22 protein-coding genes are annotated in these 25,659 nt (G+C 61.8%); 15 read left to right on the forward strand and 7 right to left on the reverse strand.

The features are described from left to right. Positions 1-35: 35 nt before the first annotated feature. Genes dhaK through dhaM form a run of 3 tightly spaced genes read left to right on the forward strand, consistent with a single transcriptional unit; the run spans position 36 to position 3,190 of the window. Positions 36-1,106 (forward strand): dihydroxyacetone kinase subunit DhaK, encoded by a 1,071-nt coding sequence (gene dhaK / locus ACJ8IJ_RS12855; RefSeq protein ID WP_044030427.1) that lies wholly within the window; start codon positions 36-38, stop codon positions 1,104-1,106. Positions 1,107-1,115: 9 nt separating this feature from the next. Further along, entirely contained in the window at positions 1,116-1,748 is a 633-nt protein-coding gene (gene dhaL, locus ACJ8IJ_RS12860; protein WP_004937232.1) for a dihydroxyacetone kinase subunit DhaL, read from the forward strand. An 11-nt stretch (positions 1,749-1,759) separates the two neighbouring features. After that, positions 1,760-3,190, forward strand: a complete 1,431-nt coding sequence (gene dhaM / locus ACJ8IJ_RS12865) for a dihydroxyacetone kinase phosphoryl donor subunit DhaM (RefSeq protein WP_342578974.1) — start codon at positions 1,760-1,762, stop codon at positions 3,188-3,190. On the opposite strand, the gene dhaR is transcribed toward dhaM, so the two are convergent. Both dhaR and hasF read right to left on the reverse strand, forming a co-directional pair. Beyond that, entirely contained in the window at positions 3,187-5,136 is a 1,950-nt protein-coding gene (gene dhaR, locus ACJ8IJ_RS12870; RefSeq protein ID WP_342578973.1) for a dihydroxyacetone kinase operon transcriptional regulator DhaR, read from the reverse strand. The genes dhaM and dhaR overlap by 4 nt on opposite strands. 150 nt (positions 5,137-5,286) lie before the next feature. Then, complete coding sequence (gene hasF, locus ACJ8IJ_RS12875; protein ID WP_004937240.1) at positions 5,287-6,804, reverse strand: multidrug efflux transporter outer membrane subunit HasF; 1,518 nt, start codon at positions 6,802-6,804, stop codon at positions 5,287-5,289. Between the two features lie 347 nt (positions 6,805-7,151). On the opposite strand from hasF, the gene nudF reads away from it, so the two are divergent. From nudF to ACJ8IJ_RS12905, 6 genes are all read left to right on the forward strand, one after another. Then, positions 7,152-7,784, forward strand: a complete 633-nt coding sequence (gene nudF, locus ACJ8IJ_RS12880) for an ADP-ribose diphosphatase (protein WP_004937242.1) — start codon at positions 7,152-7,154, stop codon at positions 7,782-7,784. Further along, the gene (locus ACJ8IJ_RS12885) at positions 7,784-8,209 is read left to right on the forward strand and encodes a DUF1249 family protein (protein WP_004937244.1); all 426 of its coding nucleotides are present in this window, start codon (positions 7,784-7,786) and stop codon (positions 8,207-8,209) included. The genes nudF and ACJ8IJ_RS12885 overlap by 1 nt, the downstream gene beginning before the upstream one ends. Positions 8,210-8,236: 27 nt before the next feature. Continuing rightward, the gene (cpdA, locus tag ACJ8IJ_RS12890) at positions 8,237-9,064 is read left to right on the forward strand and encodes a 3',5'-cyclic-AMP phosphodiesterase (RefSeq protein ID WP_004937250.1); all 828 of its coding nucleotides are present in this window, start codon (positions 8,237-8,239) and stop codon (positions 9,062-9,064) included. Beyond that, complete coding sequence (yqiA, locus tag ACJ8IJ_RS12895) at positions 9,064-9,648, forward strand: esterase YqiA (RefSeq protein ID WP_015379081.1); 585 nt, start codon at positions 9,064-9,066, stop codon at positions 9,646-9,648. The genes cpdA and yqiA overlap by 1 nt, the downstream gene beginning before the upstream one ends. Before the next feature lie 46 nt (positions 9,649-9,694). After that, positions 9,695-11,590: a DNA topoisomerase IV subunit B gene (gene parE, locus ACJ8IJ_RS12900; RefSeq protein WP_004937254.1), complete on the forward strand. Its 1,896-nt coding sequence runs from the start codon at positions 9,695-9,697 to the stop codon at positions 11,588-11,590. Positions 11,591-11,672: 82 nt separating this feature from the next. Further along, positions 11,673-12,569, forward strand: coding sequence for a LysR substrate-binding domain-containing protein (locus tag ACJ8IJ_RS12905; RefSeq protein ID WP_015379080.1), 897 nt, complete (start codon positions 11,673-11,675; stop codon positions 12,567-12,569). An 8-nt stretch (positions 12,570-12,577) separates the two neighbouring features. Here the strand turns inward: ACJ8IJ_RS12905 and ACJ8IJ_RS12910 are convergent, their stop codons facing one another. Both ACJ8IJ_RS12910 and ACJ8IJ_RS12915 read right to left on the reverse strand, forming a co-directional pair. Then, entirely contained in the window at positions 12,578-12,886 is a 309-nt protein-coding gene (locus ACJ8IJ_RS12910; RefSeq protein WP_004937258.1) for a putative quinol monooxygenase, read from the reverse strand. Between the two features lie 33 nt (positions 12,887-12,919). Further along, on the reverse strand, positions 12,920-13,501 hold the full coding sequence (locus ACJ8IJ_RS12915) for an NAD(P)H-dependent oxidoreductase (RefSeq protein ID WP_004937260.1): 582 nt from the start codon (positions 13,499-13,501) through the stop codon (positions 12,920-12,922). A 325-nt stretch (positions 13,502-13,826) separates the two neighbouring features. Here ACJ8IJ_RS12915 and parC point away from each other — a divergent pair, with 325 nt between their 5' ends. The 3 genes from parC to ftsP all read left to right on the forward strand — a co-directional run bounded on the left by parC (position 13,827) and on the right by ftsP (position 18,629). Beyond that, positions 13,827-16,100, forward strand: a complete 2,274-nt coding sequence (gene parC / locus ACJ8IJ_RS12920) for a DNA topoisomerase IV subunit A (protein WP_015379079.1) — start codon at positions 13,827-13,829, stop codon at positions 16,098-16,100. 246 nt (positions 16,101-16,346) lie between these two features. Continuing rightward, complete coding sequence (locus ACJ8IJ_RS12925) at positions 16,347-17,081, forward strand: 1-acylglycerol-3-phosphate O-acyltransferase (protein ID WP_004937266.1); 735 nt, start codon at positions 16,347-16,349, stop codon at positions 17,079-17,081. Between the two features lie 132 nt (positions 17,082-17,213). Then, positions 17,214-18,629, forward strand: a complete 1,416-nt coding sequence (ftsP, locus tag ACJ8IJ_RS12930) for a cell division protein FtsP (protein WP_442518699.1) — start codon at positions 17,214-17,216, stop codon at positions 18,627-18,629. 17 nt (positions 18,630-18,646) lie between these two features. Here the strand turns inward: ftsP and ACJ8IJ_RS12935 are convergent, their stop codons facing one another. Continuing rightward, on the reverse strand, positions 18,647-19,558 hold the full coding sequence (locus ACJ8IJ_RS12935) for a LysR family transcriptional regulator (RefSeq protein WP_049278926.1): 912 nt from the start codon (positions 19,556-19,558) through the stop codon (positions 18,647-18,649). Between the two features lie 137 nt (positions 19,559-19,695). On the opposite strand from ACJ8IJ_RS12935, the gene xapA reads away from it, so the two are divergent. Continuing rightward, positions 19,696-20,517, forward strand: coding sequence for a xanthosine phosphorylase (gene xapA / locus ACJ8IJ_RS12940; RefSeq protein ID WP_049278927.1), 822 nt, complete (start codon positions 19,696-19,698; stop codon positions 20,515-20,517). A gap of 81 nt (positions 20,518-20,598) precedes the next feature. Next, the gene (locus tag ACJ8IJ_RS12945; protein ID WP_015379077.1) at positions 20,599-21,849 is read left to right on the forward strand and encodes a nucleoside permease; all 1,251 of its coding nucleotides are present in this window, start codon (positions 20,599-20,601) and stop codon (positions 21,847-21,849) included. A gap of 34 nt (positions 21,850-21,883) precedes the next feature. On the opposite strand, the gene ACJ8IJ_RS12950 is transcribed toward ACJ8IJ_RS12945, so the two are convergent. Both ACJ8IJ_RS12950 and ACJ8IJ_RS12955 read right to left on the reverse strand, forming a co-directional pair. Beyond that, positions 21,884-22,816, reverse strand: a complete 933-nt coding sequence (locus ACJ8IJ_RS12950) for a PfkB family carbohydrate kinase (protein WP_004937278.1) — start codon at positions 22,814-22,816, stop codon at positions 21,884-21,886. Next, positions 22,813-24,210 carry a purine-cytosine permease family protein gene (locus ACJ8IJ_RS12955; RefSeq protein WP_004937281.1) on the reverse strand — a complete coding sequence of 466 codons (1,398 nt, stop codon included), beginning with the start codon at positions 24,208-24,210 and terminating at the stop codon, positions 22,813-22,815. The genes ACJ8IJ_RS12950 and ACJ8IJ_RS12955 overlap by 4 nt, the downstream gene beginning before the upstream one ends. Positions 24,211-24,868: 658 nt before the next feature. On the opposite strand from ACJ8IJ_RS12955, the gene ACJ8IJ_RS12960 reads away from it, so the two are divergent. Continuing rightward, positions 24,869-25,603 (forward strand): GntR family transcriptional regulator, encoded by a 735-nt coding sequence (locus ACJ8IJ_RS12960; protein ID WP_015379075.1) that lies wholly within the window; start codon positions 24,869-24,871, stop codon positions 25,601-25,603. Positions 25,604-25,659 lie beyond the last annotated feature (56 nt).

Consider the following 25,659-nt stretch of genomic DNA (forward strand, 5'->3'; position numbering starts at 1 on the left):
TGCGCCGCGCCCCTGTTCTTACAGAGGAAACCATCGTGAAAAAACTGATTAATCAGATCGAGTCGGTGTTGGAAGAGCAGTTGCAGGGGCTGGCGGAGGCTCATCCCGAGCTGCTGGTGCACGCGGATCCGGTGTTCGTGACCCGCGCCGACGCGCCGGTGGCGGGCAAAGTGGCGATCCTGTCCGGCGGTGGCAGCGGCCATGAGCCGATGCACTGCGGCTTCGTCGGTGAAGGGATGCTCGACGGCGCCTGTCCGGGCGAGATTTTCACCTCGCCGACGCCGGATAAAATGTACGAGTGCGGTCAGGCGATCGACGGCGGCGCCGGGGTGCTGCTGCTGATCAAGAACTACACCGGCGACGTGCTCAACTTCGAAACCGCCACCGAGCTGCTGCACGACAGCGGCGTCGCGGTGGCGACGGTGCTGGTGGATGACGACGTGGCGGTCAAAGACAGCCTGTTTACCGCCGGGCGGCGTGGGGTGGCCAACACCGTGCTGATGGAGAAACTGTTGGGCGCCGCCGCGGCGCGCGGCGACGATCTGGACAGCGTGGTGACGCTGGGGCATCGCATCAATAACCACGGGCATTCAATCGGCATTGCGTTGGGCGCCTGTACCGTGCCGGCCGCCGGCAAGCCGTCGTTCACCCTGGCGGAGAACGAAATGGAGTTCGGCGTCGGCATTCACGGCGAGCCAGGCATTGCGCGCCGCCCGTTCACCACGCTCAACGCGGCGGTGGACGACATGTTCCATACGTTGATCGACCACGGCCACTATCAGCGCGCGATCCGCGTCTGGGATCGTCAGCAGGGCGAGTGGCGCGACGAGATGCAGACCAAGCAGCCGCTGACGCGCGGCGATCGGGTGATCGCGCTGGTCAACAATCTGGGCGCCACGCCATTGTCTGAGTTGTATGGCGTGTACCATCGGCTGGCGGAGCGCTGCGCCGAGGCGGGCATCATCATTGAACGCAACCTGGTGGGGTCTTATTGCACCTCGCTGGATATGCAGGGGGTATCCATCACGTTGTTGAACGTGGACGACGAGCTGTTGTCCTTGTGGGATGCGCCGGTGAAAACGCCTGCGCTGCGTTGGGGTTGCTGAGGAGGAATCATGGCGTTGACCAAACAACAGGTTGTCGATTGGCTGATGCGTTGCGGCGAGGTGTTCAGCCGGGAGCGCGATTTTCTGACCCAGTTGGACACCGAGATCGGTGATGCCGACCACGGTTTGAACATGAATCGCGGTTTCAACAAGGTGGTGGAAAAACTGCCGTCGGTGGCGGACAAGGATATCGGCTTTATCCTGAAAAACACCGGGATGACGCTGCTGTCGAGCGTGGGGGGCGCCAGCGGCCCGCTGTTCGGCACCTTCTTCATCCGCGCGGCGCAGGCGGCGAACGCCAAGCAGAGCCTGGATCTGCCGGAGCTGCATCAGATGATGCAAGAGGGGGTGGAAGGTGTGGTGATGCGCGGTAAGGCGGAGCCGGGCGACAAGACCATGTGCGACGTCTGGTGGCCGGTGGTAGAAAGCCTCGGCCAGTCCGCGCAGCAAAACCTGAGCGTGGCGGAGGCGCTGCAGCGCGCCGCCGACAGCGCCGAGCGGGCGGTGGAGAGCACTATTACCATGCAGGCGCGCAAAGGGCGGGCCAGTTACCTGGGCGAGCGCAGCATCGGCCACCAGGATCCCGGCGCCACTTCGGTGATGTTGATGATGAAAACGCTGGCCGAGGTCGCCGGCAGTTAGCAGGAGGCGAGATGATTAATATCGTGGTGGTTTCGCACAGCGCGTTGCTGGCGCGCGGCGTTGAGCAGTTGGCGCGGCAGATGATGCGCGGCGACGGCTGCAAACTGGCGCTGGCGGCGGGCGTGGATGACGAGCAGCACCCGATCGGCACCGACGCGGTCAAAGTGATGGAGGCGATCGAAGCGGTCGCCGACGGCGACGGCGTTCTGGTGCTGATGGATCTGGGCAGCGCGCTGCTCAGTGCCGAAACCGCGCTCGATCTGCTGGATCCGGATCTGGCCGCCAAAGTGCGGCTGTGTGCGGCGCCGCTGGTTGAAGGCACGCTGGCGGCGGTGGTGGCCGCCAACTCCGGCGCCTCACTGGAGCAGGTGGTAGCGGAGGCGCAGGGGGCGCTGCAGGCCAAACAGGCACAGCTGGGCGAGGCTTCACCTACGGCGAAAAGCGTGGCCTTGCCGCTGGCGCAGGGCAAAAGCGCAACCTGGACGGTGCAGAACCCGCACGGGTTGCATGCGCGCCCGGCGGCGCGGCTGGTCGAGACGCTGGCGCCGTTCAAGGCCGAGCTGGTGCTGGAAAAGCAGGGGCAGTGCGTCGATCCGCGCAGCCTCAATCAGCTGGCGCTGCTGCAGGTGCGTCACGGCGACACCATCCGTTTGATCGCCGACGGCGCGCAGGCGGACGAGGCGCTGGCGGCGTTCAAAACGCTGGCGGAGCAGCATTTTGGCGAGACGGTCTCCGAGCGGCAGCAGCCTTCGCTGCACGGTATTCCGGTGGCGGAAAGCGTCACCAGCGGGCCGGTGTTCCAGGCCCGCAGTTTCTGGCCGCCAGCCGCCGATCGACGGATCGGCGCGGACGAGGTATTGGGCGAACAGGAACGCCTGCGGGAGGCGCTGCAGCACACGCTGAGCGATCTGAACCGGCTGGCGGAACGCACCGGCACGCTGATCGGCAAGCCGCAGGCGGCGATCTTCGGCGCCCACAGCATGCTGCTGGACGATCCGGATCTGCAGCAGGCGGCTTACACCCGCATCGCGCAACAGCTGTGCAGCGCCGAGCAGGCCTGGCGGCAGGTGCTGGAGGCGATCGCCGAAGAGTACCGCGAGCTGGATGACGACTACATGCGGGCGCGCGAACTGGACGTGCGCGACATGCTGCGCCGCACGCTGTGCCATCTAGAGGGGCTGGCGCTGCCGGCCATCGCGCTGGCAGAACCGTCGATACTTGTGATGGATGAGCTGATGCCCTCAGAGGTGGTGATGCTCGACCGCCGGTTGGTGCTCGGCATCTGCCTGAGCGGCGGCAATGCCCTGTCGCACAGCGCCATTCTGGCGAAGGCGATGGGCATTCCGATGGTGGTCGGTATGCAGGATTGCCTGAGCAAAACCCGCAGCGGGCAGAAGGCGATGCTGGACGCCGCGCGCGGGGTGTTGCAGCTCAGCCACTAAGCGCGCAGTTTGAACTGGCGGATGTCGATCCCGTGCTGTTTGATCTTCCGCCACAGCGTGGTTCGGCCGATGCCCAGCAGCTGCGCCATCTCCGTCACCTGGCCGCGGCTGACGGTCGCCGCGCGCAGGATCGCCTGGCGTTCCATGTCCGTCAGCGTCAACAGCGGCGCGCCGGGCTGTGGATCGCTTTCCAGCAGCGACGGCTGGCCGAGCAGGTGCGCCGGCAGATCCGCCAACTGGATGTGGTGGCCGTGGCAAATCATCGCCGCGCGCTCCACCACCCCTTTCAGTTCCAAATCGTTGCCCGGCCACAGATAAAGCGCCAACTGGGCCATCACCTCGTCATCCACCCGGAAGCGACACTGAAAATGCTGCTCCAGCGTGCGCAGATGGTGTTTGACCAGCAGCGGAATATCGCTCAGCCGCTGGCGCAGCGGCGGGATCTGGATCTCGAACGCCTGCAGGCTGTAAAACAGCTGGCGGCGGAAGCGGTTTTGCTGCACCAGCAGCGGCAGGTCGGCGGCGCTGCCGGCGATGACTCGGACATCGACCGGGATCACCCGGCTGGAATTGAGGCGGATCACCACGCCGGTTTTCAGCACCTGCAGCAGCGCCGACTGCATCTCCGCCGGCAGGTATTCGATCTGTTCGAGATACAGCGTGCCGCCGTTGGCCAATTCGAATTTGCTGAGCTGGCCCGCCTCTTCTTCGCTGGCGTCGCTGCCCAACAGTTCACGCAGCCCCTGCGCCTGCGGCAGCAGCTGGCAGTTGAGGGCGATATACGGCCCGGCGGCGCGTTCGCCGGCGTTGTGGATAGCCTGGCTGAGCATCTCTTTGCCAACCCCTTCCTCTCCGCGCAGCAGGATCGGATGCTGGCCCTTGGCCGCCTGCTGGCCGTAACGGATCAGCCGCCGCATTTCCAGCGAGGCGGAGGGCATTTGCTCGAAGCTATGGCTGACGCGCCCCAACTGGCTGCTGACGTACTGGCGCAGCCGCTCGAGCGGGTGCAGCAGGGCGATGAAACTGCAGCGATCGCCGTCGAAAATCGGCTTTAGCGTCAGCAAAGCGGCAATAAACTGCCGCTGGCTTTCGAAGGTGACTTCGACGTGTTGCAGCGGCTGCCGGTCGGCGATGGCGCGCTTGAGCAGGGCGGGCAGCGTCAGCAACTGCGCCAGCGGTTTGCCCTGGCTCTGCTGCTCGTCCAGCTTTAGCAGGGCGGCGGCGCGCTGGTTGATGTATTGCAGGTAGCCGCGATGATCCCAGGCCATCACGCCGTCGTCCACGCCGTCCAGCAGGCCGTAAAGCTGGTTCAGATGGCGGTTGGATTCCGCCAGCAGGCCGTCGGCGTTCAGCGAATTGCCTATTTCGCGGGCGATGGCCAGCGTCAGCGACAGATCGCCGGCGGCGCAGTCGGCCAGCAGGCAGCCCAGTGCGATCGAGCCGCGCTGGCGGCCGCTGTTGTCGTAGACCGGCGTCGCGCAGAAAGACCAACCGTGCAGCGCCCGGCGCACGTGCTCTTCACCACTCACTCGTACCGGGTGGCCTTCCGCCGCCGCCAGCGCCGGGGCGTTGGTGCCGATCTGCCCCTCGGCCCAGTAGGCGCCGGGGGCGAATCCCAGTTGCTGCAGGTGCTCCCAGGTTTGGGCGTCGCCGCAGCGCCACAGCATGCAGCCGCTCTCGTCGAGGATCATCAACAGACAGCGACGCGGCTCCATGTATTCGCAGGCGTCTTCCAGCGCCGCCTGGCCGAGCGTCAGCAGATCGTTCTTGCGGCGGCAAATCGATTCGAAGGTGGTGCCCTGCGCGCGGTGCGGCGCTTGCCAGACATCGGGCTGCATCAGGCTGCGGCAGCGCAGCCAGGAGGCGTAAACCGCCTGTGCCGGGCGCAGCGGCGGCGGCAATTCGCCGTCGTTAATCAGACGCTGCCAGCGTGAATCGTTGTCCATCGAACCTCATCCAGACTGCGAAAACGAGAGTGACGATGATACCACCTGACGCGGCGGCGGCTGTGAGGCGGCGGGCAGAAGTGGTGAAATCGAGGCAAAAAAAACGGGGCGCGGCGCAGGCCGAACCCCGTGTTTATCCGCGTGCGCGCATCAGTTGCGGAATGGGTTGCCGCTGTTGCGAGCCGGTTGGCTGGTGGTAACGGCCGGCGCGGATGCGCGAGTGGCCGCCGGTACCGGCGCCGCGGTCTGTTGCATCGGCGCATTGTCCTGATAGCCGTCTGCATAGGCGTCCTGCGCGCGATTCTGCGGCGCGACGGCGTCAGGCGCGGTCGATACCGGTTTGCCCAACGCGCCGTTCAGCAGCAGCAGATCGTTCTGGTTCAGCGTGCCGAGCGCCGACTTGATGTTCAGCTGGTTGATCAGATAGGTATAACGCGCGTCGGACAGCTGACGTTTGGCGTTATACAGCGTGGTGGTGGCGTCCAGCACGTCGACGATGGTGCGGGTACCGACCTGATAACCGGCTTCCATCGCGTCCAGGGAGCTTTGCGCGGAGATCACCGCCTGTTTGTAGGCGTTGATGCTGCTGATCGAAGCGTTAACGTTGTTGAACGACGAACGAACGGTCTGCACCACGCTGCGGTGTGAGCTTTCCAACTGCTCGCTGGCGCCGACGAAGCCGTACTGCGCTTGTTTCACCTGCGAATTGGTCGCGCCGCCGCTGTACAGCGGCAGGTTGAAGCTGATGCCGACCTTATTTTGGCCCGCATCGGAGTCGCTGTAGCGTGCGGCATTCGCGCCACCGGTATTGGAGCCGTTGTATTTGGTATTGCTGATGCCGGTTGACGCGCTGACGTCAATCGTCGGCATATAGCCAGTTTGGGCTGCGCGGATTTGCTCGCGCGCCAGATCCTGGCTCAGACGGGCGGACAGCAGGCTCAGGTTGCGCGCTTCCGCTTCTTTCAGCAGGTTGTTCACCGCTTCCGGGCGCTGGGTGCTGAAGCGATCGGTGTTCAGCGAGGCCAGTTCGGGGTAGAAGGTGCCGGTGACCTGACGCAGCGTTTCCAGCGCGTTGTCCAGATCGTTGCGGGCGGAGACTTCCGCCGCCAGCACGGTGTCGTAGTTCGAGCGGGCGTTCTGCACGTCGGTGATCGCCACCAGGCCCACGTTGAAGCGCTGGGTGGTTTGATCCAGCGTGCGATACACCGCGTCTTTCTGCGCCTGAGTATAGGACAGCGTATCGATCGCTTTCAGCACGTTGAAGTAAGCGGTCGCCGTGTTGAGAATAAGCTGCTGTTCCGCTGTCTGGAAGGTAACGTCGGAGATGCCGGCGGTCTTTTCCTGCAGCGTCAGCTGGCGCCATTTCGACATGTCGAAAATAGTTTGCGTCAGCGCCAACGAACCGCTGGTCACGTTGCTGTTAACGCCATTGCTGTCACGATAGCCGTTGGTGTAATCGTAACCTGCGGTTAAACCTAGCTGCGGCAGCAGCGGGCTGCGCGCTTCATTGATCTTTTCGAATGCGGCGTCGCGGTCAGCTGCACTTTTGCGCAGATCCGGGTTACTTTCCCTGGCCTGTTTGTAGACCTGCAGCAGGTTCTCTGCCTGGCTCATTGCACTGAAGCCGCCCAGGCTCAGTCCGATAAGAAGGGGGAGCAGTTTCTTCATTTGCATTCCTTGTTGTGCAGCAATATTGCTATGTTAGCGCTGACGATAGACGAAATAGTTGCCGATTCTAGCAGAGTCTGAGGTACGCATCAGGTGGCTGAATGTGCCATCTCACGTAACTTTTACCTTTCAGACCGCCCATTTACCTTGGCGTACTGCCCGGGTCGACTGCAGCTGATATTATGGCTGACAATCCGGATTGTTTCCCGCTATTACCTGCGAGCGCACAAACGTGCCGCATCCGGCGGCGAAAAACAGCCTAACATAAAGCCGCGGCGGAGAGTCCCGCTGTTTCTGTCATCAAAACCGTTTATTTTATCGGCATACTCAAGCAGGAGAATTCGCGCATGAACCGTTCGCAGCCGTCGCCCGTTACTTTCGATAAAAAAGATGTAGAAATTATTGCACGCGAGACGCTGTACCGTGGTTTTTTTTCACTCAATTTATACCGGTTTCGCCATCGGTTGTTCAATGGCGAAATGAGCCCTGAAATCACGCGTGAAATTTTCGAACGCGGCCATGCGGCGGTGCTGCTGCCCTACGATCCGGTGCGCGACGAGGTTGTGCTGATTGAACAACTGCGCATCGCCGCGGTCGATACCAGTAATTCGCCCTGGCTGCTGGAAATGGTGGCGGGTATGATCGAAACCGGTGAAAGCGTCGAGGACGTGTGCCGCCGCGAAGCGCAGGAGGAGGCCGGCGTGGTGGTCGGGCGCTGCAAACCGGTGCTGAGCTATCTGGCCAGCCCCGGCGGCACCAGCGAACGTTTGTCGATCATGGTCGGCGAAGTGGACGCCGGCACCGCCGAGGGCATCCACGGCCTGGCGGAAGAACATGAAGATATCCGCGTTCATGTGGTCAGCCGCGAACAGGCTTACCGCTGGGTTGAGGAAGGCGCGATCGATAACGCCGCATCAGTGATTGCATTGCAATGGCTGGCGTTGCACCATGAATCGTTGAGAAAAGAGTGGGCCAACTAATGAAACAGCGCTATACCCCTGATTTCCCCGAAATGATGAGATTGTGCGAAACCAACTTCGCGCAATTGCGCCGCTTGCTGCCGCGCAACGACGAAGCGGGCGAAACGGTGACTTATCAGGTGAACGGCGCCGGCTATCGTTTGACCATCGTTGAGTCCACGCGTTACACGTCGCTGGTGGAGATCGAGCAGATCTTTCCGGCGGTCAGCTACTGGAGCCTGCCCGCGATGACGGTGCGGTTGTACCATGACGCCATGGTTGCGGAAGTGTGTTCCAGTCAGCAGATCTACCGCTTTAAAGCGCGTTATGATTATCCTAATAAAAAGTTGCATCAACGCGACGAAAAGCATCAAATTAACCAGTTTCTTGCTGATTGGCTGCGCTACTGTTTGGCGCATGGAGCGATGGCGGTTCCGGTTTGTTAGACAGACTGAAATAACAAAGGACACCATTTGGAAAGCCTGTTTAAACTGCCCGTGGCGAGTGGGGCCGCGGTCAGGATTCTACAAATAACAGATACCCACCTTTTTGCCGGCGAACACGAGACGTTGCTCGGCATCAATACCTATCGCAGCTATCACGCGGTGCTGGACGCCATCCAGGCGCAGCGCCGCGACGTCGATTTGATCGTCGCTACGGGAGATTTGGCGCAGGATCATTCGCAAGAGGCGTACCGCCACTTCGCCGCCGGCATCGCGCAACTGCCTGCCCCCTGCGTGTGGCTGCCGGGCAACCACGATTTTCAACCGGCGATGGTCGACGCATTGGCCGCCGCGGGCATCGCGCCCTCCAAACAGGTGCTGCTGGGCGATAACTGGCAAGTGCTGATGCTGGACAGCCAGGTGTTCGGCGTGCCGCACGGCGAATTGAGCGAATACCAGCTGGAGTGGATGGAGCGCTGCCTGCAGGCTCACCCCGAGCGCTATACGCTGTTGCTGTTGCACCATCATCCGCTGCCTTCCGGCTGTACCTGGCTCGATCAGCACAGCCTGCGCAACCCGCATATGCTGGGCGCGATCCTGCTGCGTTATCCGAAAGTGAATACCGTGGTGTGCGGGCACATTCACCAGGATCTGGATCTGGAATGGCAGGGGCGGCGCCTGTTGGCGACGCCGTCTACCTGCGTGCAATTCAAGCCGCACTGCACGAACTTCACCATCGACGACGTCTCCCCCGGCTGGCGCTACCTCGATCTGCTGCCGGATGGTCGCGTCGAGACGCAGGTGTTCCGCCTGGAAAACGACGACTTCCGCCCCGATATGGACTCGGATGGATACTGATGCCTTCGACACTGCTCTACCTGCACGGTTTCAACAGCTCGCCGCAGTCGGCCAAGGCGGTGGCCTTCAAGGCCTGGCTGGCCGAACACCATCCCGATATCGAGATGTTGGTGCCGCAGCTGCCGGCCTTTCCGGCGGAGGCCGCCGAGATGCTGGAAAATCTGGTGCTGGAACGCGCCGGGCAAACGCTCGGGCTGGTCGGCTCATCGCTGGGCGGCTATTACGCCACCTGGCTGTCGCAGTGTTTTTCCCTGCCGGCGGTGGTGGTCAACCCGGCGGTCAAGCCGTTTGAGCTGCTGGTCGACTACCTCGGCGCCAACGAGAACCCCTACACCGGCCAGCAATATGTGTTAGAGTCTCGGCACGTTTACGATCTGAAAGTGATGCAGATCGATCCTTTGGAGTCGCCGGATTTAATCTGGCTGCTGCAGCAAACGGGCGATGAAATTCTCGATTACGGCCAGGCAGTGGCGTATTACACCGCGTGTCGGCAAACGGTGGAGTCGGGTGGAAACCACGCCTTCGTCGGTTTCGAGCACTACTTCCCCCAGATTGTGGATTTTTTAGGGCTAAACGCGGTCTGACGGGCCGTTCCGGCACCTCCCTTTAACCACGAAAAAATAATCAACGATGACTCAATCCAGCTATAACGCTGATGCCATTGAAGTACTCAGCGGTCTAGAACCAGTGCGCCGTCGTCCCGGCATGTATACCGACACGACGCGCCCAAACCACCTCGGCCAAGAGGTGATCGATAACAGCGTCGACGAAGCGTTGGCCGGCCACGCCAAGCGCATCGACGTGATCCTGCACGCCGATCAGTCGCTGGAAGTGATCGACGACGGCCGCGGCATGCCGGTGGACATCCACCCGGAAGAGGGCGTGCCGGCGGTTGAGTTGATCCTGTGCCGGCTGCACGCCGGCGGTAAATTCTCGAATAAAAACTACCAGTTCTCCGGCGGCCTGCACGGCGTGGGTATCTCGGTGGTCAACGCCCTGTCGAAGCGGGTGGAAGTCAACGTGCGCCGCGACGGCAACGTTTACAGCATCGCCTTCGAAAACGGCGACAAAGTGCAAGATCTGACGGTGACCGGCACCTGCGGCAAACGCAACACCGGCACCAGCGTGCACTTCTGGCCCGACGAACAGTTCTTCGACAGCCCGCGTTTCTCGGTATCGCGCCTGACTCACCTGCTGAAGGCCAAAGCGGTGCTGTGCCCCGGCGTCGAGATCTATTTCATCGATAAGGTGAACAACACCGAGCAGCGCTGGTGTTACCAGGACGGCCTGACCGACTACCTGATGGAAGCGGTTAATGGCCTGATCACCCTGCCGGAAGCGCCGTTCGTCGGCAACTTCGCCGGTGACACCGAAGCGGTGGACTGGGCGCTGCTGTGGCTGCCGGAAGGCGGCGAGCTGCTGACCGAAAGCTACGTCAACCTGATCCCGACCATGCAGGGCGGCACCCACGTCAACGGCCTGCGTCAGGGGCTGCTGGACGCGATGCGCGAGTTCTGCGAATTCCGCAATATTCTGCCGCGCGGCGTGAAGCTGTCGGCGGAGGATATCTGGGATCGCTGCGCCTACGTGCTGTCGGTGAAGATGCAGGATCCGCAGTTCGCCGGGCAGACCAAAGAGCGTCTCTCCTCGCGTCAGTGCGCGGCCTTCGTTTCCGGCGTGGTGAAAGACGCCTTCAGCCTGTGGCTGAACCAGAACGTTCAGGCGGCGGAACAGCTGGCCGAGCTGGCGATCTCCAGCGCCCAGCGCCGTCTGCGCGCCGCCAAGAAAGTGGTGCGCAAGAAGCTGACCAGCGGGCCGGCGCTGCCGGGCAAGCTGGCGGACTGCACCTCGCAGGATCTGGCCATGACCGAACTGTTCCTGGTGGAAGGGGATTCGGCGGGCGGATCGGCCAAGCAGGCGCGCGATCGTGAATATCAGGCGATCATGCCGCTGAAGGGCAAGATCCTGAATACCTGGGAAGTGTCCTCGGACGAAGTGCTGGCCTCGCAGGAAGTGCACGACATTTCCGTGGCGATCGGCATCGATCCGGACAGCGAAGATCTCAGCCAATTGCGCTACGGCAAAATCTGCATCCTGGCGGATGCGGACTCCGACGGCCTGCATATCGCCACGCTGCTGTGCGCGCTGTTCGTGCGCCACTTCCGTTCGCTGGTGAAAGGCGGCCACGTCTATGTCGCCATGCCGCCGCTGTATCGCATCGATCTCGGTAAAGAAGTGTTCTACGCGCTGGATGAAGAAGAGAAAGCCGGCGTGCTGGAACAGCTGAAGCGCAAGAAGGGCAAGCCGAATGTGCAGCGCTTTAAAGGGCTGGGCGAGATGAACCCGCTGCAGCTGCGCGAAACCACCCTCGATCCGAACACCCGCCGTCTGGTGCAACTGACGGTGGCGGAAGATGACGTCGATCAGACGCTGGCGGTGATGGACATGCTGTTGGCCAAGAAGCGTTCGGAAGATCGCCGCAACTGGCTGCAAGATAAGGGCGACATGGCCGAATTGGCGGTCTGAGCCTGACCCTGGCCCGGCGAAACGCCGGGCCGGCTTTCCCGCAGGGCGTTCATGCGGCGCCCGATAACCTGGGCCGGAATGCATGAAGATCACGCTCGAAGAATTGCTGGCGTTCACCTCGGTGGTCGACAGCGGTTCTATCACCGCCGCCGCCGATCGGCTCGGCCAGACAACATCCGGCATCAGCCGCGCGCTCAGCCGCCTGGAGAATAAGCTCGATACCACCCTGATGCGCCGCACGACGCGTCGTCTGGAGCTGACCGAAGAGGGGCTGAGCTTCCTGAACCATGCGCGTACGATCATCAGCTCGGTGGAAAATGCCGAAGAGCAAATGGCGGTGCGCCGGCAAATGCCCGCCGGGCGGCTGCGGATCAATGCGGCCGCACCTTTTATGGAGCACGTCATCGTGCCGCTGGTGGCGGGATTCAGGGAACGTTATCCGCAAATTTCGCTCGAGCTGAACACCGACAACCTGATTATCGATCTGCTGGAAAAACGCACGGATATCGCCATTCGCATCGGGGCGTTGCGTGATTCGACCATTCATGCGCGCGCGCTGGGAGCCAGCCGGCTGCGCATCCTCGCCAGCCCGGCTTATCTGCAGCAGCACGGCACGCCGCAGAGCGTGGAGGAGTTGCATCGGCATTGTCTGCTCGGTTTTACCCAGCCGGAGTCGCTGAACCAGTGGCCGTTGCGCTATCGCCAGGCGCCGCATTTCGCCATCACGCCGACGATCTCTGCGTCCAGCGGTGAAACGCTGCGGCAATTGGCGCTGCAGGGAGAGGGGATCGTACAGCTGGCGGACTTTATGACCCGTCGCGATCGGGAAGCCGGCAAGTTGGTGACGTTGCTGGAGCAGGAGACGCTGGACGTGCGCCAGCCGATCAACGCGGTGTATTACCGCAATACGCAATTGGCGGCGCGCATCACCTGTTTTCTTGACTACGTCAGCGCGCACATCGACGCGCAGACGTTATAAGGCGGAGCTTACAGGGCGTTTTCCAGGATGTAGATCTCGGTGTCCAGCACGCTGTCCTTGATAGTCTCGCGGTGTTTGAGCATGTGCTCAATGGCCAGGTGTTTTTCCAGATGCGCCATGCTTTCCCATTTCTCCAGCATGAACACCGAATCCGGCGACCGTTTCTGCCAGGGGGCCTGGGTATTGCTGTCGACCATCGGCGTATATTCGCCGCAGCCGTCTTCCGCCAGCACCAGCGGCACCAGTTTTTCAATGGCTTGCAGTACGGTGGCGCGGTGGCCGGGTTTCACTTTGATTTCTGCGATTACGGTGATCATGTCTGCCTCGTTGATGAGAATGTTCTGCGTCAGTTAAGCAAAAATTTTCGCCAAATGCTCGCGATAACGTGCGATGTCCGCTTCGATATCCGGTTGTTTTATCACGTTATTGCAGATAAAGGTCGGCAGCGCTTCCATTCCCAGGAACTGGTTGGCCTTGTGGAAGTGCAGGTAAACGCCGTCGACGCCGACGCCGTGGAAGAACTGATCGGGATCGGTGAAGGCCTCCATCGGGGCGTTCCAGGTCAGGCTCAGCAGGTATTTTTTGCCCTGGATCAGGCCGCCGGAGCCATATTTTTTGCTTTCGTCAGAACGAGAGCGCCCGTCGTTGGCATACAGGCTGCCGTGACCGGCGGTGAACACTTCATCGATGTATTTTTTCAGGATCCAAGGTTCGCCCATCCACCAGCCCGGCATCTGATAGATGATCGCGTCGGCCCACAGGTATTTCTGTACTTCGGCTTCGATGTCATAGCCGTCGTCGACCACGGTGACCTGCACATCGTGCTGTAGATCGCGCAGGAAGCTTTCCGCCACGTCGCTCAGGGTTTGGTTGAGTTCGCCGTTGGAATGGCCGAATTGTTTTTTAGCGTTGATAATCAGGATATTGCTCATCTTTCGCGGCTCCCGTCAGTGTTAAGATATGGCATGGTTCCCGCGGAAAAGGCGGAAACCATCTCGCTGGTGACGAGTGTAATCGTGAGTCAGGCAAGTAAAAATGCGATCCAGCGCATAACAGTGTTGACTGCCAGTCAATAAAGAGGCCGCCAGGTAGCGAAATTTTGCATAAACCGCATCGCGCAATCGGCCGTCGCCGGCGATCCTTGCGCCAACTGTGACAGCTACCCCGCAGATGAGTTACTATCGCGGGCAGAATCGACAAGCGATGCCTTTTGTCGTCCAAGGGATTGCCAAGCCACGGTCTGAGGATAATTGAGTAATGAGTGATCTGACTCATGACGGTGTAGAGCGTTTACCGCTGCACACATTCACTGAAAACGCCTATCTGAACTATTCCATGTACGTCATCATGGATCGGGCGTTGCCGTACATTGGCGACGGTTTGAAGCCGGTACAACGCCGCATCATCTACGCCATGTCTGAGCTGGGGCTGACCAACAGCGCCAAATTCAAGAAATCCGCCCGCACCGTGGGCGACGTGCTGGGTAAGTATCACCCGCACGGCGACAGCGCGTGTTATGAAGCCATGGTGCTGATGGCGCAGCCGTTCTCGTATCGCTATCCGCTGGTGGACGGCCAGGGGAACTGGGGTGCGCCGGACGATCCCAAGTCGTTCGCGGCGATGCGTTATACCGAATCGCGTCTGTCCAAATACGCCGAGGTCTTACTGGCTGAACTGGGCCAGGGCACGGTCGACTGGATCCCGAACTTTGACGGCACGCTGCAAGAGCCGAAGATGCTGCCGGCGCGTCTGCCGAACATCCTGCTGAACGGCACCACCGGCATCGCGGTCGGCATGGCGACCGACATTCCGCCGCACAACGTGCGCGAAGTCGCCGCTGCGGCGGTGGCGCTGCTCGACAAGCCGGGCGCCTCGCTCGATGACCTGCTCGAGTTCGTGCAGGGGCCGGACTTCCCGACCGAAGCCGAGATCATTACCCCGCGCGATGAAATTCGCAAAATTTACCAGAGCGGCCGCGGCTCGGTGCGCATGCGCGCCGTGTGGAAGAAAGAGGACGGCAGCGCGGTGATCACCGCCTTGCCGCATCAGGTCTCCGGCGCCAAGGTGCTGGAGCAGATCGCCAGCCAGATGCGCGCCAAGAAGCTGCCGATGGTCGAGGATCTGCGCGATGAATCCGACCACGAAAACCCGACGCGTCTGGTGATCGTGCCACGTTCCAACCGCATCGATCTGGAGCAGGTGATGAATCACCTGTTCGCCACCACCGATCTGGAACGCAGCTACCGCATCAACATGAACATGATCGGTCTGGACAACCGCCCGCAGGTCAAAGGGCTGGTGGAGATCCTCACCGAATGGCTGGCCTATCGTCGCGATACGGTGCGCCGCCGCCTGAACTACCGCCTCGAGAAGGTGCTCAAGCGTTTGCATATCCTCGAAGGTTTGCTGGTGGCGTTCCTCAATATCGACGAGGTGATCCACATCATCCGCAGCGAGGATGAGCCGAAGCCGGTGCTGATGCAGCGTTTCGGCATCTCCGATACCCAGGCGGAAGCGATCCTCGAGCTGAAACTGCGTCACCTGGCCAAGCTGGAAGAGGTCAAGATCCGCGGTGAGCAGGACGAGCTGGCAAAAGAGCGCGATCAACTTCAGGCGCTGCTGGCGTCCGAGCGCAAGCTGAATACGCTGATTAAGAAAGAGATCCAGGCCGACGCGCAAACCTACGGCGACGATCGCCGTTCGCCGCTGACCGAGCGTGCGGAAGCCAAGGCGATGAGCGAGCACGACTTCGTGCCGTCCGAGCCGGTGACCATCGTGCTGTCGGAAATGGGCTGGGTGCGCAGCGCCAAGGGCCACGACATCGATCCGGCAGGGTTGAGCTACAAGGCCGGCGACAGCTTCCGCGGCGCGGCGCGCGGCAAGAGCAACCAGCCGGTGGTGTTTATCGACTCTACCGGGCGCAGCTATGCGCTCGATCCGATGACGCTGCCTTCGGCGCGCGGGCAGGGCGAGCCGCTGACCGGCAAGCTGACGCCGCCGCCGGGCGCCACCATCGAGCAGGTGCTGATGGCGGCCGACGATCAAAAACTGCTGATGGCGTCCGACGCCGGTTACGGTTTCGTCTGCACCTTTAACGATCTGGTGGCGCGCAACCGCGCCGGCAAGGTGATGATCACGCTGCCGGACAACGCCAGAGCGCTGCCGCCGATGGAGATCCACGGCGCAGACGATATGCTGCTGTCGATCACCGCCGCCGGGCGCATGCTGATGTTCCCGGTCGCCGATCTGCCGCAGCTGTCGAAGGGCAAGGGCAACAAGATCGTCTCCATTCCGGCGGCGCAGGCCGCCGCCGGTGAAGACAAGCTGGCCTGGCTGTTCGTGCTGCCGCCGCAGGCCTCCGTCACGCTGCACGTCGGCAAACGCAAGCTGACGCTGCGTCCGGAAGATCTGCAGAAGTTCCGCGCGGAGCGCGGCCGTAAGGGCACCCAGCTGCCGCGCGGCCTGCAGCGCATCGATCGCGTCGAAGTGGATGCGCCGGTGCGGGCGTCGGGTGGCGACAGCGAAGAGTAAGCGTTGGCGCCAGCGTTAACGGGCGGTCGCAGCATGCTGTGGCCGCCTTATTTATTTTTGCTGGCGTTTATTTTCCAAATAGTTAACATTTCTGCGCATAAAATTATTGTGCGTACTGCCGCCTGGCAGGAAAATAGCGAGAAATGCAGGCGACATCGGCGTGCTTACCGCCTGGCCGGCAAATAATGAGTAAAGGAATCTGCGCAGCGAAGTAAACTGCGTTGGCAGTGTGCTAATGAGGTTGTTATGTTATTGATTTTGCGTGCCGTTCTCGCCACTCTTTTCTGTATTCTGGTGTGTATTTTCGGTTCTGTTTATTGCTTGTTCAGTCCGCGCAACCCTCGCCATGTGGCGACCTTCGGCCATCTTTTCGGCCGCCTGTCGACGCTGTTCGGCATCAAGGTTGAAACCCGCGTGCCGGCCGATGCGGCCAACAATGGCAACTGCATCTATATCGCCAACCACCAAAATAACTACGACATGGTGACGGCCTCCAATATCGTGCAGCCGCGCACCGTGACCGTCGGTAAAAAAAGTCTGGTGTGGATCCCGTTTTTCGGCCCGCTGTATTGGCTGACCGGTAATCTGCTGATAGATCGTGATAATCGCGCCAAGGCGCACGGCACCATCGCCCAGGTGGCGGAGCAGTTCAAAAAGAAAGACATTTCGATCTGGATGTTCCCGGAAGGGACCCGCAGCCGCGGTCGTGGGCTGATGCCGTTTAAAACCGGCGCGTTCCACGCGGCCATCGCCGCCGGCGTGCCGATTGTACCGATCTGCGTATCGACCACCAGCGGTAATATAAATCTTAATCGCTGGAATAACGGTCATGTGATCGTCGAGATGTTGGCGCCGGTGGATACCAGCAAATACGGCAAAGAAAACGTGCGCGAGCTGGCGGCCCATTGCCGCGAGCTGATGGAGGCGAAAATCGCCGAATTGGACGCCGAAGTCGCCCAGCGCAACGCCGCCAAAAAATAAGAGTCTACCGGCTTCAAATAATAGGATTTTAATTGGCGTTCAGCGCCGTTAACGCCTGAACGCCTGCTAATCTTGATTGGCGGGCGTTTGGGTTTTGCACACGGTTTAGTTATTGCTTTTCATGGAGAAAATATGTCACTCAGTCGACGTCAGTTTTTACAGGCATCGGGCCTGGCGCTGTGCGCGGGCGCCGTGCCGCTGAGGGCTGAGGCGAGCGGAACGCAGACCCCATTACCCATTCCCCCGCTGCTGGAGTCTCGTCGCGGTCAGCCGCTGTTCCTGACCTTGCAGCGCGCCCATTGGGCGTTTATGGATAACCGTAAAGCGGCGGTGTGGGGCATCAACGGCATGTACCTGGGGCCGACGGTGCGGGTTTACAGCGGTGACGACGTCAAACTGATCTACAGCAACCGCCTGCAGGAGCCGGTAGCGATGACCGTCAGCGGTCTGCAGGTGCCAGGCACGCTGATAGGCGGCGCGCCACGCATGATGTCGCCTAACGTCGACTGGTCGCCGGTGCTGCCCATTCGTCAGGCGGCGGCCACCTGCTGGTACCACGCCAACACGCCGAACCGTATGGCGCCGCACGTTTACAACGGGCTGGCCGGGCTGTGGCTGGTGGAAGATGCCGTCAGCAAAGCGCTGCCGCTGCCCAACCACTACGGCGTCGACGATTTCCCGCTGATCATTCAGGACAAACGCTTCGATAACTTCGGCACACCGCAATACGATGCACCGTCGCAGGGCGGTTTCGTCGGCGATACGCTGTTGGTCAACGGCGTGCAAAACCCGTATGTCGACGTGTCGCGCGGCTGGGTGCGTCTGCGCCTGCTTAACGCCTCCAACGCGCGCCGCTATACCCTGCAGCTCAGCGACGGGCGGCCGTTCAACGTGATTGCCAGCGATCAGGGCTTCCTGCCTGCGCCGGTCGCGGTGCAGCAGCTGTCGTTGGCGCCTGGCGAACGCCGGGAAGTGCTGATCGACATGTCGAAGGGCGAGGAGGTGACCATCACCGCCGGTGAAGCGGCGGGCATCATGGATCGCCTGCGCGGCCTGTTCGAGCCGTCGAGCATTCTGGTGTCCACCCAGGTGTTGACGCTGCGCCCGACCGGCCTGCTGCCGCTGGTGACCGACAACCTGCCGATGCGCCTGCTGGCGGATCAGCTGTTGGACGGCAGCGCCAGCCGCACCCGCGACTTCCGCCTGGGCGACGGCGGCGTCGGCATCAACGGCGCGATTTGGGACATGAACCGCATCGACGTACAGGCGCAGCAAGGCACCTGGGAACGCTGGAACATTCACGCGGATACGCCGCAGGCGTTCCATATTCAGGGCGTGCAGTTCCTGATCAAACGCGTCAACGGCGCGCAGCCGATGGCGGAAGATCGCGGCTGGAAGGACACCGTCTGGGTTGATGGCGACGTCGAGCTGCTGGTGTATTTCAACCAACCTACCTCCGAACACTTCCCGTTCCTGTATTACAGCCAGACGCTGGAGATGGCCGATCGCGGCACCGCCGGCCAGCTGATGGTGCAGCCGACGATGTAATCTGCGCTGTGGGCCGCTTACGGCGCCCGCAGCATTTCCAGGAAGGCCTGCACCACCGGCGTGACGCTGTCGGCGCGATACACCGCGTATAAATCCGCCGGCGGCGCCTGTTGCAGCGAGCAAAACCGCACGCCGGGCCACGGGATGCGGCCGTAGCTGTCCGGCAGCAGCGTGATGCCGCAGCCTTCCGCCACCAGCGCCAGCAGAGTTTGCGGTTCATTGACCTGATAAGCGACGTCCGGCAGAAATCCCTGCTGCAGACACAGATTGTGCAGATACAGCCCCAGGCTGGCCTCATGCGGCGGCAGCACGATGAAGCTGTCGTTCTGCAGCGCCGCCAGCGGGATATTTTCCTGCTGCGCCAGCGGATGATCGAGCGGCAGCACCACGGCGATGCTTTCGCTTGCCAACCGTTGGCAGGTCAACCCCGGCAGCGTCTGCTGCTGCGCCTCTCGCCAGACCCCGATGTCGATATGCCGCTTTTGCAGCGCGGCGATTTGCTGGCTGGGCGTCAGCTCGTTCAACGACCAGGTGACGCCGGCGCTCCGCTCGCTGAATCGCCGCAGCGCCGCGATCAGGCCGCCCCAGGCCGAAGTGCCGACCATGCCGACCACCATGTGGCCGCCTTCGCCACGCCCCATCTGTTGCACCTGATGCAACGCGCTGTCGGCCTGATCCAGCAGCCGCTCGACGTTGCGCAGCAGCGTGCGGCCGGCCGGCGTCAGCGTCATGGAGCGGGTGGTGCGTTTGAACAGCACCACCCCGAGCTGACTCTCCAGCTCCTTGATGTGCTTGCTGAGCGGCGGCTGTGACATATTAAGCCGCCGCGCCGCCTGGGTGAAGTTCATCTCTTCAGCCACCACGCGGAAATAGTGCAGCAGGCGGAAGTTAATCCGGCCGGGATCGGGCAGGGCTTGGGGCGGGTTCATCCGGGGTATCGCCTCCTTGTGACGCAGCTCAACTTATAGGTAAATGGAATAAATCGGCCGCCAAGAATGTATTGGTCTCGGCCGCGCCTCGCTCTCTACTATGGGGCTTATTATCCCCCGCTGAAAGAGAGAATACGATGTTTAATCAAGAAGATGCTTTTACCTGCGCCGATGTCGTCCGCGCACGCCTGCCGGGTTTCCAGCCGAAAGCGGCCTTGATTCTCGGCTCCGGGCTCGGCGCTCTGGCGGAGGTGATGACCGAAACCGTCACCCTCGATTACGCGGAGCTGCCGGGCTTCCCGGTGAGCGGCGTCGCCGGCCACGCCGGGCAACTGGTCGCCGGCAAGCTGGAGGGCGTGCCGGTATTGTGCATGAAAGGGCGCGGTCATTTCTATGAAGGGCGTGGCATGCAGGTGATGACCACCGCGGTGCGCACCTTCAAACTGCTGGGCTGCGAATTCCTGCTGGCGACCAACGCCGCCGGTTCGCTGCGCCGTTCGGTGGCGCCGGGCAGCCTGGTGGCCATTACCGATCACATCAATTTCATGCCGGAGTCGCCGCTGGTCGGCGCCAACGACGATCGCTTCGGGCCGCGCTTCTTCAGCCTGGCGAACGCCTACGATCGCGATCTGCGCACCCAGCTGGCGGCGGTGGCCGAAAGCGCGGGCATCCCGCTGGCGGAAGGGGTATTCGCCGCCTACACCGGGCCGAACTTCGAAACGCCGGCGGAGATCCGCATGATGCAGACCCTGGGCTGCGACGTGGTGGGGATGTCGATCGTGCCGGAGGTCCTGACGGCGCGGCACTGCGGTCTCAAGGTGCTGGTGGTGTCCGCGATGACCAACTACGCCGAAGGGCTGTCGGATACGCCTCTTTCTCACGAACAAACGCTCAGCTGCGCGGCGCTGGCGGCGGACGATTTCATGCGCCTGATCCGCGAGCTGTTCAAAACGCTGTAACACCGTAAGCAAACCGGCGGCGGGCTGCAGGGGGCCCGCCGCACCAATCATCGTTGAAAGCATAATAACAAGGTGATGGCGATGGCGATAAAAACACGATTAAAAGTCATGATTTTCCTGCAGTTCTTTATCTGGGGCGCCTGGCTGGTGACGCTGGGCTCCTACATGATCAACACGCTGCATTTCAGCGGCATGCAGGTGGGGATGGTTTACAGCGCCAAAGGCATCGCGGCGCTGATCATGCCGGGCCTGGCGGGCATCATCGCCGACCGTTGGATGAAGGCCAACTATCTGTATGCGCTTTGCCACCTGCTCGGGGCGCTGGCGCTGTACTGCGCAGCGCAGGTCGAGCAACCGATGCTGATGTTCTGGGTGATGCTGTTCAATGCCATGGTCTATATGCCGACCATCGCGCTCTCCAACGCCATTTCCTATTTTTGCCTCGAAAAGCACGGTTTTGACACGGTGAGGGATTTTCCGCCGGTGCGGGTGTATGGCACCGTGGGATTCATTCTGGCGATGTGGTTGGTCGGTTTCAGCCGCATCGAGCTCAGCAACCTGCAGCTGTATCTGGCATCTGCGGCCTCGCTGCTGCTGTCCGCCTACTCGCTGACGCTGCCGCGCTGCCCGACCAACCGCGCGGCCGAGTCGAAGAGCTGGGTGAGCGTGTTGGGGCTGGATGCGCTGGTGTTGTTCCGCCAGCGGCGCATGGCGCTGTTTTTCCTGTTCGCCATGTTGCTCGGCGCGGCGCTGCAGATAACCAATACCTTCGGCAATCCGTTCCTGCACGATCTGTCGCTCAATCCGCTGTATCAGGACAGCCTCAGCGTCCGGTATCCGGCGGTGCTGCTGTCGCTCTCGCAGATCTCTGAAGTGTTCTTTATCCTCACCATACCCTTCTTCCTGCGCCGTTACGGCATCAAGCAGGTGATGCTGATCAGCATGGCGGCCTGGACGCTGCGCTTTCTGTTCCTGGCGTACGGCACGCCGGTCGGCTTTGGTTTCGTGCTGCTGTTGCTGTCGATGATTGTCTACGGCTGTGCGTTCGACTTCTTTAATATCTCCGGCGCCATCTTCGTCGAGAAGGAGGCCGATCACCGCATCCGCGCCAGCGCGCAGGGGCTGTTCATGACCATGGTGAACGGTTTGGGCGCCTATCTGGGGGCGCTCGCCAGCGGTGAGGTGGTGGACTTCTTCAGCCATGACGGCGTGAAAGACTGGCAGAGCATCTGGCTGGTGTTTGCGCTGTATACGCTGGTGCTGGGGATTGTGTTCGCGCTGAGCTTCAACTATCGCCACCTGCCGCAGGAGAACGCGGCGGCGGCGCAGTGAGGCAGAGGGCGCGGCTTTGCTGCGCCCTGAAACGTCAGGCCTGCGGGAAGCGCTGTTGCAGCTGATGCTGGTCCGGCGGATTGGCGGCCCCGAGGCTGGCCACCACGCAAGCGGCGACCCGGTTGGCCAGATCGACCGCCTGCGGCAGCGGCCAGCCGGCGGACAGGCCCGCCAGCAAACCGGCGCAGTGGGCATCGCCCGCGCCGATGGTGTCAACGACCTCTACCGGATAGGCCGGAACGTGCAGCGGCGGCGTACGGCCGTCGCAGATCCATGCGCCGTCGCGATCCAGGCGGCAAATCAGCGTCAGATTACGCGCGGCGGCATAGCGCTGTGCGGCCTCCACGGCGTCGCCGGCGCCGCACAGCGTGGCTACTTCGTCGCGGTTAAGCGTCAGCAGGGTGTGGCTGTCGCTGAGCATGGCGAAGAAATCTTCGCTGAGCTGGGCGATGCGCGGGCCGGGATCGATCAGGCGCGGTTGGTCGAACGGCATGCGCGTCAGCCACTCGCGCAGCGCTTCGCCGTTTTCGCCCGCCAGCTCGTAGCCGCTGGCGTAGATCAGCGTGTGTTCCGTCAGCGGCAGGGTCGCCAGCTGCGCTTTATTCCATTGGCTTTCGCAACCGGAAACCGTGATAAAGGTGCGTTCGCCGTCCGGTTCCACCAGCGCCAGGCACCAGCCGTTGTCCATCTGGCCGTGGCGCAACAGCACCTCCAGCCCCAGTTCGCCCATGGCGGCTTCGATCGCCGCGCCCCATTCGCCGTTGCCGACCGGCATACCGTTGATCACCGGCACTTCAAGGCGCGTCAGCGCGCGCGCTACGTTGAACGCGCAGCCGCCGATTTGCCGCGCCTGCGGCTGGGCTTCGATATCTTCGCCGCTGGTCGGCAGGCGGGGCAGCGTCATCACCAGATCGCCGACCGCGCCCCCCATCACCAGGACAGGTGTTACAGCTTCCCACTCATTCATTGATGTTCTCTGCGTTGGGTCAGGTACAGACCGTAAGCGATCAGACTAACCGCAAACGACACAAACAGCCCCAGGCTGGAGTCGGCGAACAAGCCTTTGGCCAGCGGGCCGTCGATAAAACCGGTTTTGGTGACCAGCAGGCCGCACAGGGCGCCGAGGAACCAGCAGAACAGCGGGGCTTTGCGCACGCCGCGGTTCTGGCCATGCAGGCCGTACAAAGCGTTGCCATCATACCCGTGGCGGCGGCGCAGGCACAGGTAATCGAGCAGGAAAATCGCCTCCCAGGCCGCCAGGAACACCCCGCAGAACACCAGGAAGGAGATGAACGGCCCCATGAAATCCCCGGAGATGAACAGGACATACAGGGCGATGCCCAGCACCACTACGGCGTCGATCGATACCGCCAGCCACTGTTTGACCTGCACGCCGATGGTCAGCAGGTTAAGGCTGGCGGAATACAGGCTGAGCACCGCGATGGTGACGATGCCGGCGGTGGCGGCCAGCAGATAAGGGATGGCCATCCAGGCGGGCAGCACCGAGCCTATCAGCGCGATGGGGTTGGCGGCGCTGGCCAGATCGGGGAGCTGCACGGAAAGCAGAATACCGGCCAGCATCAGCAGCATTAGCGGCAAACAGGCACCGCCCATCACCGCGGCGAAAATGCCTTTGCTCGACGAGCTCGGGCTTTGATAGCGGCTGTAATCGGCGCCGGCGATTGCCCAGCTGATGCCGGTGCCGGCGGCGATCACCGATACCGCCGGCAGGAAACCGGTCAGCCAGCTGCCGGATGGCAGCGCCAGCACCTGGCTCCACTCGGTATTGAACAGGATATACAGCACCACGATCAGCGTCATGGTGCCAAAGATGCGGCTGAACCAGCTTTGCATCCAGACCACGGTATTTTGCCCCAGCAGGCTGACGACGACAGTGAGCCCGCCGAACAGCAGCAGGCTGAGCGCGGTCAGCAGGTGGCTGGTTCCCAGTCCGAAGGCCTCGAACAGCGCCGCCAGCGTCAGGGTGCCGGTGATCACGTTGACCGCTTCCCAGCCCATCAGGTTGATCCAACTGAACAGGGTGGGCGCCACGTTGCCCTTCAGCCCGAAAATCACCCGCGAGAGCGTCAGCGTAGAGGTGCGCCCACGCTTGCCGGCGAAGCTGGTGAGGCCGACCAGCACGAAGCTGGCGACGCCGACCAGCGCGGCGAGTACCGATTGCAGAAAGGATAAGCCGAAGCCGACGATGATGGCGCCGTACACCACGCCGAGAATACCGATATTGGCCGCCGACCAGATCCAAAACAGCTCGATGGGCTTACCGGTCTGTTCCGCGTCCGGCACCCGGTCGATACCGGTGCTTTCTACCTTCCATGCTTCATTGCGATTGATATCGGTCATAGCAAATGATCCCTGTTGCGCAGGGCCGCGAGGGCCGCCGCAGTTGACTGAAAATCGATTCCGTTGGCGCGGTTGAGGCCGGCTATCCCGTTGTCGGTGAGGACGCCGATGCCGCGCAGTGTGTAGCGGCTGATGCCGCCGGGTCTGTCAAAATGAGGGCGGTATCCGCCTTATCGGGTGAGGCACGTCGGCCGCACGGCGCCAATGAGTGTAGTCAAAGAGTGGGTCTGCAGCGGGGTTTGGCGAAGCGGGAACCTTTCTATTTGCCGACATCGATCCGGTTCGCCCACCGCGAGGGGATCCTGTGATGCGGCGATGAGCAGTGAGCAGGCTATCCATTAGCTACGTTGCTTATTCTCGGCCGTTTGTGCTGACAGTATAGGCCCGCTACCGGCCATCAAGGGTATCCTTTAGGGCTGGCAGCGGGTTTTTTATTGTTTTTAAAGTGGGTCCCTGGTGTTGGTGCGATTGATGTATCAACATCAATAAGCACAGATTACGCGCGATCTAGATCCAATGAAAGTCCATTAGGCAAAAATTGTGATGCCACTCTGAAAACATTAGCGATATTTTAGTTAAGGTGAGGGGCTTATCGCCGGATCGACGATAGGATAAAAAACGAAATCCAGACAAATGGCATAGGTAAGAGGGCGGGCGAATGACGGATTTTATGGCCTGGCTGCGTGGCCATCTGGCCCAGGGGGCGGTAGCGCCGCGTTATATTCAGCTGGCGACGGCGATAGAAACCGCGATCAGGCAGCAGGTGTTGGCGGCGGAGGCATTTCTGCCGCCGGAACGGCAGATGGCGGAAGGTTTGGCGCTGTCGCGTGTCACCGTCAGCAAGGCGATGAAGCTGCTGGAGGAGAAGGGGCTGATTTCGCGGCAGCAGGGCGTTGGCACCCGCGTGGCGATGCGCATCGGCTATTCCCTCGATAAGGACAGCGGGTTTACCGCTCAGGCGCTGCGTCATGGCAGCCGCGTCAGCAATCGATGGTTGCTGCGCACCCGAGTCGGCGCGCCGGCCAAGGCCGCGGCGGCGTTGGGGCTGGCGGAGGGAGATGAAGTGATCAAACTGCGGCGGTTACGCTTGCTGAACGGCAGCCCGGTCTCGCTGGAAACCACCTATATACCACCGCGCTTCTTGCCCGAACCGGCGGAGCTGGAACACTCGCTGTATGCGTTATGGCAATCGCGCGGCATCGTGCCGGAGGATAAACACTTTCTGTTGAAGGCGGTGTCCTGCAGCGACGAGGTCGCCGAACTGCTCAACGTGCCGTGCGGCGCGCCGTTGTTGCACATCATCCAAACCAGCCGCAACGCTCAGGGTGAGGCGCTGGAGTTCAGCGATATCTTGTGCCGCAGCGACGTTTATGAATTCGAAGTGAACGGTTAGCGAAATAACCATGCTCTTTTTGCCACTAGTGCGTATAATCGCCGCCCGGCGATTAA

Source organism: Serratia sp. CY40230 (assembly GCF_052168835.1).
GTDB lineage: Bacteria > Pseudomonadota > Gammaproteobacteria > Enterobacterales > Enterobacteriaceae > Serratia > Serratia nematodiphila.

What these genes read in the sequence shown, in the direction of transcription:
- dhaM (WP_342578974.1), top strand. Translation starts at nt 1,760, where the DNA reads ATGATTAATATCGTGGTGGTTTCGCACAGCGCGTTGCTGGCGCGCGGC.
- yqiA (WP_015379081.1), top strand. Translation starts at nt 9,064, where the DNA reads ATGCCTTCGACACTGCTCTACCTGCACGGTTTCAACAGCTCGCCGCAG.
- parE (WP_004937254.1), top strand. Translation starts at nt 9,695, where the DNA reads ATGACTCAATCCAGCTATAACGCTGATGCCATTGAAGTACTCAGCGGT.
- parC (WP_015379079.1), top strand. Translation starts at nt 13,827, where the DNA reads ATGAGTGATCTGACTCATGACGGTGTAGAGCGTTTACCGCTGCACACA.
- ACJ8IJ_RS12960 (WP_015379075.1), top strand. Translation starts at nt 24,869, where the DNA reads ATGACGGATTTTATGGCCTGGCTGCGTGGCCATCTGGCCCAGGGGGCG.
- xapA (WP_049278927.1), top strand. Translation starts at nt 19,696, where the DNA reads ATGTTTAATCAAGAAGATGCTTTTACCTGCGCCGATGTCGTCCGCGCA.
- ACJ8IJ_RS12885 (WP_004937244.1), top strand. Translation starts at nt 7,784, where the DNA reads ATGAAACAGCGCTATACCCCTGATTTCCCCGAAATGATGAGATTGTGC.
- hasF (WP_004937240.1), bottom strand. Translation starts at nt 6,804, where the DNA reads ATGAAGAAACTGCTCCCCCTTCTTATCGGACTGAGCCTGGGCGGCTTC.
- ACJ8IJ_RS12915 (WP_004937260.1), bottom strand. Translation starts at nt 13,501, where the DNA reads ATGAGCAATATCCTGATTATCAACGCTAAAAAACAATTCGGCCATTCC.
- ACJ8IJ_RS12955 (WP_004937281.1), bottom strand. Translation starts at nt 24,210, where the DNA reads ATGACCGATATCAATCGCAATGAAGCATGGAAGGTAGAAAGCACCGGT.
- ACJ8IJ_RS12935 (WP_049278926.1), bottom strand. Translation starts at nt 19,558, where the DNA reads ATGAACCCGCCCCAAGCCCTGCCCGATCCCGGCCGGATTAACTTCCGC.
- ftsP (WP_442518699.1), top strand. Translation starts at nt 17,214, where the DNA reads ATGTCACTCAGTCGACGTCAGTTTTTACAGGCATCGGGCCTGGCGCTG.
- ACJ8IJ_RS12950 (WP_004937278.1), bottom strand. Translation starts at nt 22,816, where the DNA reads ATGAATGAGTGGGAAGCTGTAACACCTGTCCTGGTGATGGGGGGCGCG.
- nudF (WP_004937242.1), top strand. Translation starts at nt 7,152, where the DNA reads ATGAACCGTTCGCAGCCGTCGCCCGTTACTTTCGATAAAAAAGATGTA.
- dhaL (WP_004937232.1), top strand. Translation starts at nt 1,116, where the DNA reads ATGGCGTTGACCAAACAACAGGTTGTCGATTGGCTGATGCGTTGCGGC.
- dhaR (WP_342578973.1), bottom strand. Translation starts at nt 5,136, where the DNA reads ATGGACAACGATTCACGCTGGCAGCGTCTGATTAACGACGGCGAATTG.
- ACJ8IJ_RS12945 (WP_015379077.1), top strand. Translation starts at nt 20,599, where the DNA reads ATGGCGATAAAAACACGATTAAAAGTCATGATTTTCCTGCAGTTCTTT.
- ACJ8IJ_RS12925 (WP_004937266.1), top strand. Translation starts at nt 16,347, where the DNA reads ATGTTATTGATTTTGCGTGCCGTTCTCGCCACTCTTTTCTGTATTCTG.
- ACJ8IJ_RS12910 (WP_004937258.1), bottom strand. Translation starts at nt 12,886, where the DNA reads ATGATCACCGTAATCGCAGAAATCAAAGTGAAACCCGGCCACCGCGCC.
- ACJ8IJ_RS12905 (WP_015379080.1), top strand. Translation starts at nt 11,673, where the DNA reads ATGAAGATCACGCTCGAAGAATTGCTGGCGTTCACCTCGGTGGTCGAC.